Annotated in this window: 13 protein-coding genes and 1 pseudogene; 4 read left to right on the plus strand and 10 right to left on the minus strand. The window is 63.6% G+C overall.

What is annotated here, in order from left to right:
* Positions 1-72: 72 nt before the first annotated feature.
* Positions 73-490 (plus strand): annotated as a pseudogene (locus OB916_RS12000) (phosphomethylpyrimidine synthase ThiC); the annotation flags it as partial.
* 140 nt (positions 491-630) lie between these two features.
* Here the strand turns inward: OB916_RS12000 and OB916_RS12005 are convergent.
* On the minus strand, positions 631-3,144 hold the full coding sequence (locus tag OB916_RS12005; RefSeq protein WP_315909535.1) for an efflux RND transporter permease subunit: 2,514 nt from the start codon (positions 3,142-3,144) through the stop codon (positions 631-633).
* Between the two features lie 176 nt (positions 3,145-3,320).
* Positions 3,321-3,923, minus strand: coding sequence for a hypothetical protein (locus tag OB916_RS12010; protein ID WP_315909536.1), 603 nt, complete (start codon positions 3,921-3,923; stop codon positions 3,321-3,323).
* A 195-nt stretch (positions 3,924-4,118) separates the two neighbouring features.
* Here OB916_RS12010 and OB916_RS12015 point away from each other — a divergent pair, with 195 nt between their 5' ends.
* Positions 4,119-4,616: a universal stress protein gene (locus OB916_RS12015; protein WP_315909537.1), complete on the plus strand. Its 498-nt coding sequence runs from the start codon at positions 4,119-4,121 to the stop codon at positions 4,614-4,616.
* Between the two features lie 32 nt (positions 4,617-4,648).
* Here the strand turns inward: OB916_RS12015 and OB916_RS12020 are convergent, their stop codons facing one another.
* From OB916_RS12020 to OB916_RS12035, 4 genes are all read right to left on the minus strand, one after another.
* Positions 4,649-5,323, minus strand: a complete 675-nt coding sequence (locus OB916_RS12020) for a LiaF transmembrane domain-containing protein (RefSeq protein ID WP_315909538.1) — start codon at positions 5,321-5,323, stop codon at positions 4,649-4,651.
* A gap of 77 nt (positions 5,324-5,400) precedes the next feature.
* Entirely contained in the window at positions 5,401-5,931 is a 531-nt protein-coding gene (locus tag OB916_RS12025) for a YqaA family protein (RefSeq protein ID WP_315909587.1), read from the minus strand.
* 114 nt (positions 5,932-6,045) lie between these two features.
* A complete protein-coding gene (mfnA, locus tag OB916_RS12030) occupies positions 6,046-7,101 on the minus strand; it encodes a tyrosine decarboxylase MfnA (protein ID WP_315909539.1) in 1,056 nt (351 codons plus the stop codon).
* 208 nt (positions 7,102-7,309) lie between these two features.
* A complete protein-coding gene (locus OB916_RS12035) occupies positions 7,310-8,200 on the minus strand; it encodes a PhzF family phenazine biosynthesis protein (protein WP_315909540.1) in 891 nt (296 codons plus the stop codon).
* A 102-nt stretch (positions 8,201-8,302) separates the two neighbouring features.
* Between OB916_RS12035 and OB916_RS12040 the strand changes: the two genes are divergently transcribed.
* A complete protein-coding gene (locus OB916_RS12040) occupies positions 8,303-9,013 on the plus strand; it encodes a phosphoribosyltransferase (RefSeq protein WP_315909541.1) in 711 nt (236 codons plus the stop codon).
* A gap of 51 nt (positions 9,014-9,064) precedes the next feature.
* On the opposite strand, the gene idi is transcribed toward OB916_RS12040, so the two are convergent.
* Positions 9,065-9,616, minus strand: coding sequence for an isopentenyl-diphosphate Delta-isomerase (gene idi, locus OB916_RS12045; protein WP_315909542.1), 552 nt, complete (start codon positions 9,614-9,616; stop codon positions 9,065-9,067).
* Between the two features lie 192 nt (positions 9,617-9,808).
* On the opposite strand from idi, the gene OB916_RS12050 reads away from it, so the two are divergent.
* Positions 9,809-10,819, plus strand: a complete 1,011-nt coding sequence (locus OB916_RS12050; RefSeq protein ID WP_315909543.1) for an AAA family ATPase — start codon at positions 9,809-9,811, stop codon at positions 10,817-10,819.
* Between the two features lie 9 nt (positions 10,820-10,828).
* Here the strand turns inward: OB916_RS12050 and OB916_RS12055 are convergent, their stop codons facing one another.
* The 3 genes from OB916_RS12055 to OB916_RS12065 all read right to left on the minus strand — a co-directional run bounded on the left by OB916_RS12055 (position 10,829) and on the right by OB916_RS12065 (position 12,201).
* The gene (locus OB916_RS12055; RefSeq protein ID WP_315909544.1) at positions 10,829-11,419 is read right to left on the minus strand and encodes an IMP cyclohydrolase; all 591 of its coding nucleotides are present in this window, start codon (positions 11,417-11,419) and stop codon (positions 10,829-10,831) included.
* A gap of 124 nt (positions 11,420-11,543) precedes the next feature.
* Positions 11,544-11,879, minus strand: a complete 336-nt coding sequence (locus OB916_RS12060; RefSeq protein WP_315909545.1) for an ArsR/SmtB family transcription factor — start codon at positions 11,877-11,879, stop codon at positions 11,544-11,546.
* Between the two features lie 76 nt (positions 11,880-11,955).
* On the minus strand, positions 11,956-12,201 hold the full coding sequence (locus OB916_RS12065) for a thioredoxin family protein (protein ID WP_315909546.1): 246 nt from the start codon (positions 12,199-12,201) through the stop codon (positions 11,956-11,958).
* Between the last annotated feature and the right edge of the window lie 14 nt (positions 12,202-12,215).

Below are 12,215 nucleotides of genomic sequence, written 5' to 3' on the forward strand. Positions count from 1 at the left end.
GGCGAGTGTCACACCGGGACGGTCCGAGTGCCGTGTGACTGGCGATCGTTGCTACAGGAACCTTATCGCGTAGCCGGTCGGAGAAGTGCCCACGCCGCCGACGTCGCCAACGACCTTCCCCGGAGCACGGGACTGGGACGACGCCATCTCCGAGGCCCGCTATCAGTTCGACTGGCGCGAGCAGTTCGACCTCGCGCTGGATCCCCAGCGGGCGAAAGCCTATCACGATCAGACGCTCCCCGAGGACAACTACAAGGAGGCCCGCTTCTGCTCGATGTGTGGCGTCGAGTTCTGTTCGATGCGAATCGATCAAGACGCCAGGGACGGCGACGGCGAAATGGGCGCGCTAGAGACGGGAACAGACCTCGAGAACTCGCCCGCAGCCGAGGCGAGCCGGCCGCCGGTCGGCACGCACGACGCCAGCGGCGTCCCCGAGGAGATCGAGATCGACGGCGTAACGTTCACGCCAGAGTGTCACGCCGACGATTGATGCGGACTGCTGTACGTCTGTTCTGCATTGGTCGCCCGACTGCGTCCTCGTGAACGAAGGCTCGGAAGTCGAGCTCGACGAGTCTTTCGGCGGGCGGTCAGAGTGGCAAATCGCTATAGCAGTCACAATGGTAGGCTACTCTACGCTTCCCCGAACCGAGCCCACAGTTTCAGGATACTCGGGAGGACGAAAACCGCGACCACGAACGAACTGAGAAGTGCGAACGCGACCAGAAATCCGATCTGGCGGACGTCCGGAAACGCCGACAGCGAGAGCGTCACGAACGCCGCCACCGTGGTCACGGTACTCCCGAGGAGTGCCCCACCAGTCCCGGCTGTCGCCGACTCCAGGGCCGCCATGACGTCCGGCGTTCGCTGCAGTTCCTGTGCGAACCGTTCGCTGATGTGAATCGTGTAGTCAGTCCCGAGGCCGATCGCGAGGCTCATGAGCAACGCAGTGAGCAGTGTCAGCGGGACGTCGAACACCCACATCGCCCCGAAGACCCACGTGACGACCATTCCGATCGGAGCGACGGTCACTGCCCCCAGACTCGCGCTCGATTCCTTGAGGCGATAGAAGACCATCAACAACAGAAAGATGACGCCGAGTGCAATGAGAAGCGTCTGGATGACGTTGTCAGTGAGAATGTCTATTTCGACGAGGAAGATAACGTCCTCACCCGTCGCGGTGGCTGTCACATCCGGGCCGGCGTCAATAATACTGGCACTGTCTCGCATCGCATTCGCCGAGTCACGGAAATCAGCGTCCTGTCTGACGGGCATGATGATGCGCGCCGAGCGATATTCACCGTCGCGTCGCTCGATGACAGCTGCGGCCCGGTCCGGCGCAGCCTCGAACAACGCGTCGTACACCTCGCGGACGTTCCGGTCCGGAACGCCGTCCCCCGTCGCATCTGCCGCCTCGAACGTCGCGGCGAAGCTCTCGTTTTCGGCTGCGGTCACACGCATCACCGTGAGGGGACTCTGGACGTCCGTCGTTCCATCCGCTCGCTGGAAGGCGACGCCGGACTCGACAAACGTCCGTTGTGCACGCGACATTCGTAGCTGCGTCTCCGCAGTGGTTACGTCCCCCTCTATCAGGATCTGTCCGGAGGTCACACCCGGACCGGATCGCATGAAATTCTCCTGCACGTATCCCGCGTTGTTCAGGTACTCGTACTCGTCCATCCCGAATGGCTCAGGGAGATCCTGTTGCCACTGGGCCGGCTGATCGGGTTCATACGCCAGACTCGTATCGAGCGCTCCGAACGCGAGGATGCCACCGGCAGTGAGCAGGAGTGCGATGACGACGACACTCACTGCGGAGAGACGTGCCGCCGAAACGCCGGCGGTGAGAAAGCGCCGCACGCGCCCGGATCCGATACCGAGGGCCGGTTTGCGCCGATCACGGCCGAATCGCTCGGCGAGACTGTCGAGTTCGACCTTCAACGCGGGAACGATCGTCACGAACACGACGAACGCGGCGACGACACCGAGCGCAGTAGCGATGACGAGGACTCGAATGTCCGACAGCGGGCTCGTCGCGTTCGACAGGAATCCGATTGCGGTCGTCATCGTTACCAGCAAGAGCGCGATCCCGACCCCACCGAGCGCACGCTGCATGGACGGACGGATTCCCCGGTCTCGCTCCTCGCCTGCCTCTGCGAGCGTGTGTCTCTCGCCACCAGACCGTTCCTCCCGGTACCGCATGAAGACGTGTAATCCGTAGTCGATGCTCAGCCCGATCAACAGAATGGGTGCGATGATCGAGGCGTTTCCGAACGGGACGTTCAACCAGCCAAGAAGCCCGAACATCCACACGAGCGTCAGCAGGACACCGAACATCCCAACCAGAACGTCGAGGACGTCACGATAGGCGAATGTGAGCGCAATCAGAATCAAGAGGAGCGCAATCGGACCGATGAGCAACAGCGTGTCGGTCGTTGCCTGAACCTGGAGTTCCTGCAACGCTGGACCGGTAAGCATGAAGTAGTTGTCCTCCGCCTCGCCGTCGTTGATCCGCTCAAATAACACCTGTTGGGCGTCGGCGACCGGCCCAGTGAGCTCGAACGCTTCCTGTGGTTCGCCCTCGAAGACGAACACCATCGTCCGTGACTCTGCCGTGGCCGTCCCCCGGTCGTAGGTCCGGGGCATCAGTCCCAGTACCTGTTGCTCTTCCTCGAGGACGCGAATCACAGTGTCACGGACCTCCGCTTCGTCGGCCTGTTCCAGCGCGTCGATTTGGGTCTGGAGATCGGCTTGCGGATCACCGGCCAGTCGAACCGCGACCCGGTTGGAAACGTCGACGACTGGAACCTGCGGATTGGCGATGTCTCTGACTGCCTCCTCATCCAGCACCGTCTGCTGGAAGCGGAGCGTTGCGAGCATCGATTCTTTCGAGAGAACGTTCCCACCCCTGTTCTGGACGTACACCGGAACCGACGTGGCGTCTTCAGTGTCCTCGCCGTAGTTCGCGTCGATGTAATCCAGTTTCTCCTGTTCGATGCTGTCGGAGGCGAATGCGTCCTCCGTCGGCCCAGGAATGGACGTTGCGCCGGTCCCGACCACCACTGTCGCCAGCAATACGACCCCGATCGTCACCTTGCTGTGGGCTGTGACGACGGAGACGAGACGGTCGATCAATGTCTGGATCATCTGTCCCCCCTACTGTTATGTGTTCACAGTCAACAAATATATTGGGTCTATACACCGGTTGCCGAAGGGTCAGTGACTGACACGCGCGTTATACCTTGTTGGAGCGGAGTCTCAGCGGTCTATTCGCGCGCTTCATGCGATGACAATTCCTCAAACAGACGATTTCGTTGCGTCGTCTACTGTTCCTCACAGTCCATGTCCGGTGGCAAGATCGGATCTGTCTCTCCCCACGAATGAAAGTCGATGCTCCCGTTGTCGTCGTCGTGTGCGAACCGACGTGGATAGCCGGACTCGGTATCGAGGGACAGTCGCCCCTCGTCCACGTCGAACCGATAGACGTCTTGCCCGTCGATCGTCTCGCGCCCTGTCGCTCTCACGTCGCCGGACTCCTCGACGAGCCGTTCGGGTTCGAAGAACTCACCTGTCGAGGTCCCTGCCGGGATGAAACACTGGCCCTCAACGACGATATACTCGTCCGTGCCGATCCGATAGGCTTCCATCTCGTATCCGCTGGGCGTCACCCACGACGTGTACGTGTCTCCCTCGTGGACGACCATCGTCCCGCTACCCATCGGTACGTCCAGTTCCATCACGTACGACGGCTCCCAGTCGAGTGTCTCCCGAAGCGTCGGGTATTCGGGCGATTCGTCGTCGCCCGGCGAGCTCTCGCCGTCTGATCCGCCCAGACACCCGGCTGTCAGGCCAGTACAACCGACGCATGCCAGTTGGAGAAACCTGCGTCGCCCGAGTTGCCCAGCCCGGTTCTTTTTGTCAGCCATACCTGAGATACGAGTTGGGAAAAGATAAGTACACTTATATTTATCTCTGAGTGACTTATTAGTCGATAGTATTTCTGACCAAATGAGCAGTTAGGCAAGAGTTCCGACGGCGCGCTCGCGGTCCTCCCGGGACCGCTGTTATCTACCACTGACAATCGACAGTGGTTATTTGTTTTTCATGTGCATAGGTTACATATGACACTTGTGGTTCCGTTCGACGGCTCTGATCTCGCCGAAGCGGCGCTGATACGTGCGGCTGAGTTCGCGGTCGTCTTCGACGAGCCGATACTGGCTGTCACCGTGATACCACAAGGAAACACCAGATACGCCAGGGAGAACGGCTGGATCGGCCCGGACGAGGAGTGGGATGAAAAAGTCGTCGCGTCGCGGTTGCACGAGCGCGTCACGCGGCTCGCCCCGGGTGCCGATTTCGAGCCGAAACTCGTCGATCGCTATCCCACTGCCGGGACGATCTCGAACCGCGTGCGCAGGGTCGCAAAGGACGTGAACGCGTCGATGGTGTTCGTCGGCAGCGAGAGCGCCGGGCAGATCGTCACGTCGCTGAGCAGCGTCGGCAGTGGCATCGCGACCGACCGATCCTACGACGTGGTCATCGTTCGACACCACGACCCAGCGGAGGTCTCGAAGTTCGAGAGCCGGACGGAACTCTCGGAAGCGGATCGATCCGCGTGATCGACATTGCCGACCGTCCACCCGTCAGACGGTCAATCCTTGACCGTGACGCCGCCGAAAACGGCGAAGCCAGTCACGATCAGATCGACGTCCTCGTGTTCGTGTTCCGTCCGGAGCCGGTCGTCGCTCGCCCCGCCGAAGATCGGCAGCACGTCCAGCGTGACGTTCCATTCGCGGGGGACGATAACGTCGACGCCGCCAAAAGCGGCCGTCGCGGCGATGGTCACCGGGCGGTCTTCGAGCGTCGCGCCGCGCAGGTCGAGCGTCGCGCCGCCGAACAGCGCCGTCAGCGTTCCGCCAGTGAACAGTTTCGACGCCCGTTTTTCGGATCCGCCAAACACGCCCAGTCCGGTGACGTACGATCCATCGACGCTCTTGACCCGCGAGCGGTACTGTCCCAACACGATCGACAGGCCGAACAGGACGATCGCGAGCGGCCACAGCTGGATGACTTCCTCGGCCGTGAGATACTCCAGGGCGACGAGCTGCCACGCGCTTGCGACGGCGACGACGATCACCGGCCCGACGACGTTCCGGAACCCGCTGGCGACCAGCGCGAACAACCCCAGCAGGACGAACAGCGACGGCACGTACGTCCAGAACACGCTGACGTCGGCGTATCCCGTCGTCTCCGCCAAGAGCGCGAGTCCGATCACGATCACGAGTGCTCCGAGTATCGACTGTGAAGAAATACGACGTGTTTGCATGCTGAATAGACGGTGGCTGAGGTGATAAGTGTACCTGAGTGACAGGATAGCACGCGAAGTGGTTGCCGTTCCGGCCGTCACAGCAGTGCGGTCACGCCGGCAAAGCCGGCGATCGTCACGACGAGCCGGCCGACGCTGCCGACGAACGTCGCCGCGGCGAAGCGGTAGTAGTCCCGTTCGAGCACAGAGAACGCGTAGATCGAGATCGTATCGGGGAACCCGGGCACCGACAGTGCGGCGGCAAGCCCGATGTACCCGTACTCCTGGGCGAGTCGAACAGCCTTCTTTTCCGACCAGCTCACCACGTCGAATCGCGACTGTCGGACGAGCCTGATGACCGGTCCCGACCGTTTGGCTTCCTGGCCGATGTGGAACGCGAAGACGCTGCCAGCTGCCTTGCCGAGCCCGCTCGCGAGGACGATCAGCGCCAGGTTCGCTTCCGTCGGCAGTCCGAGGTTCAGGTGGCTCGCAGGGGCGAGAACGATCTCGCTGGGCAACGGGAGCACGAACGCGATCAGAAACGAGTAGATTCCGATCAGAACGAGTCCGACCGGCCCCGTCGCGGTTCTGACCGCCCCCTCGATAGCCGTGTAGAACCCCTCAATCATACCGCTATCGAGGACGGGGACCAGTTCGACGGGCACGGTGAGCACTGGGTGTGGTTGGACGTAAAACGTATCGGTTTCGGACCACCAGCGGCGGCCGGTTTCGCGGGTCTGTCGCTAGTACCAGTCGAGATCGGCGACGAACGACCGTAACATCGACCGCGTGACGTGGGGCATACAGACCACGCGAAGCTCGTCGGCACCGGTCCTGGCGACGCGCCAGCCCCGATCGCGGAGTTTCTCGACCAGCGGCTGTGAGACGTCCGCGGCGACCAGCGGCAGCTCCGGTTCGACGACGTCGTAGCCTCGCTCGGCCAGTTCGTCCGCGAGCCACCGGGCGTTGTCCATCGAACGGCGGTACTGCTCGCGATACCCCTCGGGCCACAGCGCCTCCATGGCTGCGACGGCGCTGGCGACGCCCGCTCCCGAGCGCGTGCCGGTCAGCGTGACCTGCTTGGTCGATTCGAGATAGGGCGTGTCGATTGCCAGTTCGTCCAGCAGCTCCGGCGACCGCGCGAGGAGTCCGCCCGCGGGCACCGCGGCCTGACCGACCTTGTGCGGGTCGATCGTCATCGTGTCGACGTCGGCGTGGCCGAAGTGCCACCGGTGGTCACTGAAGGGGAGATAGAACCCACCCCAGGCGGCATCAACGTGAAAGAGCGCGTCGGCGTCGTGGGCCAGCTCTGCCAGGCCCGGGATCGGATCGACGTACCCGTACTCGGTCGATCCCGCGACGCCGACCACGAGCACGGTATCGGCATCGATCAACTCGGCCATCGCGTCGGTATCCGCGCGGTGGTCGCGTGCCGGCGCGGTTCGGAGTTCGACTCCCAGAAGATCGGCTGCCTTCCAGAAGCTGAAGTGGGCGTGGGTCGGGACGACGACGTTCGGGTCGTCGGTGTCGGCGCGGTTGCGCGCGATCCGCACGGCCTGAATGTTCGCCTCGGTCCCGCCGCTCGTGACGTAGCCAGCTGGTTCGGGCAAGCCGGTCACCGTCCCGAGCAACTCGACCGCGTCACGTTCTAGATCGGCAACCGTCTGGTAGGTCTCCGGGTCGCCCGGATTGGTCGCGAGAAAGCGTTCCGCTGCCTGTCGGGCCGCCGGATGTGGTTCGGTGCACATCGAGGACAGCACCCGATCGAAATCCTGCGGCGCCGACTCGAGCCGCTGCATGCTGACGTCCTATTTGTCTTTCTTCCGTATAGGAGTTGCGCTATCGGTCGATTTCGGCCGATAAACCGTTGAGGATTCCGAACTGGGGTCGCGTCCACTTGATCCGGGCGAGCAGTACGTCGATTCGATCCAGGCACGGGTCGCGTCCACTTGATCCTGATCAGTACACGCCCACGCAATCACGACCGGCGCCACGTTCGCTGGACTCTCACACCTCGATGATCTCGTCCTCGTCGCTCTCGGGGACGACGATCGTCCCCTCGAGCGTCGTGACGGCTCGTCCGCCGACCTTGACCTCGGCTCCGATGCTGACCGAGACGGTCCCGGGCCGGTTCAGGAAGTGCCCCTGCTCGAAGGTCATCGCGGCGGTCTCGTCCAGCGCGCCCAGCCGGTCGAGGTAGGCTCCGACTGCGCCGCTCGCCGTTCCCGTGACCGGGTCTTCCTCGACGCCCGCGCTGGGAGCGAACATCCGCCCGTGCAGCGTCGACTCGCCTTCGAGGGTATCGAAGGTGAACGCATAGATCCCGGTCACGTCGTGCGCTTCGGACAGCAACTCGATAGCTCGCATGTCGGGTTCCATCCCCGAGAGATCCGAGAAGTACTCGACCGGCACCGCGAGGAAAGGCAGTCCGGTCGAGGTCCGCGCGATCGGGAGCCCCACGGCTCTGATCGACTCGGCGTCGGTGCCCAGCGCGTCGGCCACCCGCTTGGTATCGACGTCGAGTTCGGTCACAGTCGGGTCGTTCTGGGTCATCCAGACGATCCCGTCCTCGCCGATCGAAACGTCGAGCACCCCGGCCTCGGTCTCGACGGTGTGTTCGCCGGCCTCGATCACGCCCCGCTCGGACAGCAGCGCGTGGCTCGCGATCGTCGCGTGCCCGCAGAGATCGACCTCCGTCTCGGGAGTGAAATACCGGAGCTGTCGGTCGGCGACGTCGCTCTCGCGGACGAACGCGGTCTCGCTCGCGCCGAGTTCGTTCGCCAGCGCCCCCATCTGGTCAGCGTCGAGGTCGTCGGCCTCAGGGACGACGCCAGCGGGATTGCCGTCGGTCGGTGTGTCGGTGAACGCGTCGACGAGATAAGCGTCGCGAGTGTCCATGGCTGTCGGTGCGTGGGCCGGCAGGTTAACGGTTTGGCGTTCTGGCCCGAACCCGCCGGGTTAATAGCCGGTCGGTCCAATCGTTCGGACGGTGAACACCGGATGAGCGATCTGCCGGAGGAGTTCCCCTGCACGATCACGAACTGGGAGTACATCTACGGCCTCACGCGCGAGGTCAGCGACGAAGTCAAGGCCGACGACTTCGAGCCGGACGTCGTCGTCGCGCTGGCTCGCGGCGGCTGGTTCGCCGGTCGCACGCTCTGTGATTTCCTCGGTCTCGACGACCTGACGAGCCTGAAGATCGAACACTACGTCGGTGCCGCCGCAAAAGGCGACGAGCCCGAGGTGCGCTACCCGATGCCGGAAGGCTCCGTCGAGGGCAAGGACGTCCTGATCGTCGACGACATCGCCGACACCGGCCAGTCGATGGCCCACGCCGCCGAGTACGTCCGCGAGCGCGACCCCGGCGCGGTACGGACGGCGACTCTGCAGCTGCTCGGCACCAGCGATTTCGAACCGGACTTCGTCGGCGAACGCCTCGAACAGTGGGCCTGGATCGTCTACCCCTGGAACTTCATCGAGGACATGGTGGATCTCATCTCGGGCGTGATGGAGAAGTCGGATGCCGAGGCCTTCGACCGGGACGACATCCGCACGGCTTTGCGGGAGTATCACGGGATCGAACGCATCGAGATGGAGATCGCCCAGCCCGACCGACTCGGTGAGGTTCTCAAAGAGATGGACCGACGCGACGTGATCGAGCCTGTCGACGCATCCGCCGACGAGGACACGACCGAGTGGCGACTCGTTTGAACGCAGCAGGTCGCCCCGTCCCCTCGTCGAGCCGGCCGAAAGAAACTATCGCTACTCTGAGTCCCGACGCATCGCGATTTCGAACCAGGGGCAGAGCCGGAGCTGGCGGTACTGCTCGGGGTTTTCCTGTAGGCGCTCGTAGGGCACCCACAGCAGGCCGGCGACCTCTTCGGGGTCGGGATCCAGGGTCGTGTCGGTCAGGGTCGCCTGCAGCACCGTACAGACCTCGTGTTCGACGCCCGCGTTCTCGAAGTACCGCTTGTACTCGAACCGATCCGTGACCCGCAGGTTCTCGTACTGGTCCGGCGTGACCCCGAGTTCTTCCTCCAGACGGATCTCCGTCGCCTCCTCCTGGGTCTGTCCCTCCCGGGGGTGGGAGGCGACCGTCCCGTCCCAGAACGTGTTCCACAGCCGCTTTTCGGGGGCGCGCTGGGCCAGCAGGACGTTCCCGTCCCCATCGAACAACAGCGCAGTGAAGGCGCGGTGGCGGATCCCGTCGCCGGTGTGGGCGTCCAGCCGGTTGACCAGGCCTTGCTCGTTGTCGTCAGCGTCGACCGCGATGACGTCCTGCTCTGCGTTCTTGTGGGTCTCGTCGGCACTCATTGGTCGTCACGTGGGTTGGCTGGTTCATACTCTCTTCGACTCGCCCCACTGGCTGTCACAGAGTGACCGCTGTAGCGATTTACCGGTACGACCACACCAGTCGTGCGGTCGATACGGAGGGGACTGACACCGGTCGCTATCAGCGCTCGTCGCTCGCAGGATACTTCAACGCCGCCCGTCTACGTCGATCCGATGGACGGGCCGCTGTGGACCGAGACGCACGCGCCGGCGATCGACGACCTGCCCCAGCAGACGGTGCGAGAGCGACTGGGACGCGCTCGCGAGGAGCCGATGAACCTCTTCGTCCACGGACCGAAGGGGGCCGGCAAGACCGCCGCCGTCAGAGCGCTCGCAGCCGAGGTACACGAGGGGGCCGAGAACGACTTCATCGAACTCAACGTCGCTGACTTCTTCGATCGCTCGAAGACGGAGATCAAAAACGACCCCCGCTTTCGGTCGTTTCTCTCCGGCAAGAGCAACCTTCCCAAGCGGGAGATGATAAACTACGTGCTCAAAGAGTCCGCCAGTTACACGCCCGTCGGCGGGAGCTACAAGACGATCCTGCTGGACAACGCCGAGTCGATGCGCGAGGACTTCCAGCAGGCGCTCCGTCGGGTCATGGAGCAGTACTACGAGGCGACGCAGTTCGTCATCGCGACGCGCCAGCCGAGCACCCTGATCGCGCCGATCCGCTCGCGCTGTTTCCCCATTCCCGTGCGCGCGCCGACCCACGAGGAACTCGTCTCCGTCCTCGAACGGATCGTCGACGCGGAGGGCGTCGCCTACGACGAGGAGGGGCTGGAATACGTCGCTGGCTACGCGAACGGCGACATCCGAACGGCCGTGCTGAGCGCACAGACGACCGCCGAAGCCGAAGGCGAGATAACGATGAACACGGCGTACGAGGTCCTGGGCGACATCGAGGCCGACGACGAGGTCGAGGCGATGCTCGCCGCCGCCGAGGAGGGACGCTTCGACGACGCCCGCTCGACGCTCGACGACCTGCTCGTCGACGAGGGGTACAGCGGCGCCGAGTTGATGGAGGCGATTCTCCGGACTGCGCAATCGCGCTACACCGGCCGACGACTCGCCCGGGTCCACCGGCTCGCCGGCGAGATCGACTTCGATCTGGTCGAGGGGACCGACGAACGCCTGCACCTCTCGCATTTCCTGGCGTCGCTGCCGGCGGAAACGCGAGCCTGACTCGGAACGCTACTCGTTGACGATAGCCGTCTCGAAGCCGTCACCGTCGACGGCGACGCCCGCCGCACAGACGGCGTGCTCGAAGTCCAGGTCGTAGGCCTCGCGGGCGGCCTCGGCGGCGTCGCCCGCCTCGAAGGCGAACGCTTCGGGACTGTCTTTCTCGTAGGTCGCAACCAGCGTCGGCTCAGTGACGTCCTCGACGAGCAGGGCGTCCCGGCGGACTGTTCCGATCACGGCGTCCTCGGCCGTGGGGTCGTCGTCCAGCCCGACGATACCGGCGATCCGCGGGGTGTCGTAGTCGTCTTTCTCGAAATCGAGCGCCAGCAGCGGTTCGGCCAGCGCGTCCCGGGCGGGATAGCCAAGTTGCAGTTTCTCGGCGATGGGGTCGACGTGGCTGCCGTTGCCGACGACCGCTCCCCGGTCGGTCACGCGAAGCCCGTTGTAGGAGATGTAGGGGTTGTCCGACGGCGGTGCGTCCGGCGTGGGTTCGATCGTAATCGTGCCGTCGCGGTCGACGGCCTGGCGATTTGGAAACGAGCGCGAGGAGACGCGATAGGCGCCGACCTCGGGCCCGACGATCACGAATCGTCCGACGTACATGTCTACCCGTGCTCGCGCCGCTGACATGGTCGTATCGGTCCCGAGATGTCGTGGTATAGACTGTCACACCTCGGTAGCGGCGCCTGGCGAAGCGGACAATCCCAAAAGCACCCTGTCAAAACGGTCAGCACATGCTACGAACGATCTCGATGACGTCCTCGCCGCGCTCGGTCGGTCGGTAGGTCACGTAGTTGCCCTCCCGATCCGCCTCGACGAGGCTCGCCTCCTTGAGTTTCTTGAGGTGATAGGAGAGCTTCGAGTACTCGATGTCGAACAGCTCGACCATGTCACAGACACAGAGTTCCGACTCGCCGAGCAGCCGCATAATCGTCAGACGTCGGTCGTCAGAGAGCGCCTGGAAGATGTCGCGGGCGCTCTCGACGTTGCACGTCGAGGCCATCGACTCCAGATCCGACATCGTCTCGGGCGAAATCCGGTAGTCGTTCGATTGGGAGGACATGGGTTGTTGTGTGGTGATAGGACGTACACACAAATCAGTGTGTGCATCCGAACGGTCGCGGCGACCGAGAAAAGCCCTAGGCAGTCTGGAACAGGTCGACGAGCTGATCGACGTCGGGGATTTCACCCTCGACTGCGATATCGCCGTCGACGGCGACCGCGGGCGTGTGCATCACGCCGCGGTCGATGATCTCCATCTGGGCTTCGACCTTCTCGACGGTCGCGTCGTTGGCGCTGCCGTCGAGTTGCTCGAGTGCTTTGTTGACGTTCTGTGCGGTCTTCTTGCACCTGGCGCAGCCAGGTCCGATGACTTCGATTTTCATGGGTTGTGTTATCT

The organism is Halapricum hydrolyticum, from assembly GCF_025517535.1.
GTDB classification, from domain to species: Archaea; Halobacteriota; Halobacteria; order Halobacteriales; family Haloarculaceae; genus Halapricum; species Halapricum hydrolyticum.

Coding starts and splice junctions, on each gene's coding strand:
- OB916_RS12005 (WP_315909535.1), bottom strand. CDS start 3,144: ATGATCCAGACATTGATCGACCGTCTCGTCTCCGTCGTCACAGCCCAC.
- OB916_RS12010 (WP_315909536.1), bottom strand. CDS start 3,923: ATGGCTGACAAAAAGAACCGGGCTGGGCAACTCGGGCGACGCAGGTTT.
- OB916_RS12015 (WP_315909537.1), top strand. CDS start 4,119: ATGACACTTGTGGTTCCGTTCGACGGCTCTGATCTCGCCGAAGCGGCG.
- OB916_RS12020 (WP_315909538.1), bottom strand. CDS start 5,323: ATGCAAACACGTCGTATTTCTTCACAGTCGATACTCGGAGCACTCGTG.
- OB916_RS12025 (WP_315909587.1), bottom strand. CDS start 5,931: ATGATTGAGGGGTTCTACACGGCTATCGAGGGGGCGGTCAGAACCGCG.
- mfnA (WP_315909539.1), bottom strand. CDS start 7,101: ATGCAGCGGCTCGAGTCGGCGCCGCAGGATTTCGATCGGGTGCTGTCC.
- OB916_RS12035 (WP_315909540.1), bottom strand. CDS start 8,200: ATGGACACTCGCGACGCTTATCTCGTCGACGCGTTCACCGACACACCG.
- OB916_RS12040 (WP_315909541.1), top strand. CDS start 8,303: ATGAGCGATCTGCCGGAGGAGTTCCCCTGCACGATCACGAACTGGGAG.
- idi (WP_315909542.1), bottom strand. CDS start 9,616: ATGAGTGCCGACGAGACCCACAAGAACGCAGAGCAGGACGTCATCGCG.
- OB916_RS12050 (WP_315909543.1), top strand. CDS start 9,809: ATGGACGGGCCGCTGTGGACCGAGACGCACGCGCCGGCGATCGACGAC.
- OB916_RS12055 (WP_315909544.1), bottom strand. CDS start 11,419: ATGTACGTCGGACGATTCGTGATCGTCGGGCCCGAGGTCGGCGCCTAT.
- OB916_RS12060 (WP_315909545.1), bottom strand. CDS start 11,879: ATGTCCTCCCAATCGAACGACTACCGGATTTCGCCCGAGACGATGTCG.
- OB916_RS12065 (WP_315909546.1), bottom strand. CDS start 12,201: ATGAAAATCGAAGTCATCGGACCTGGCTGCGCCAGGTGCAAGAAGACC.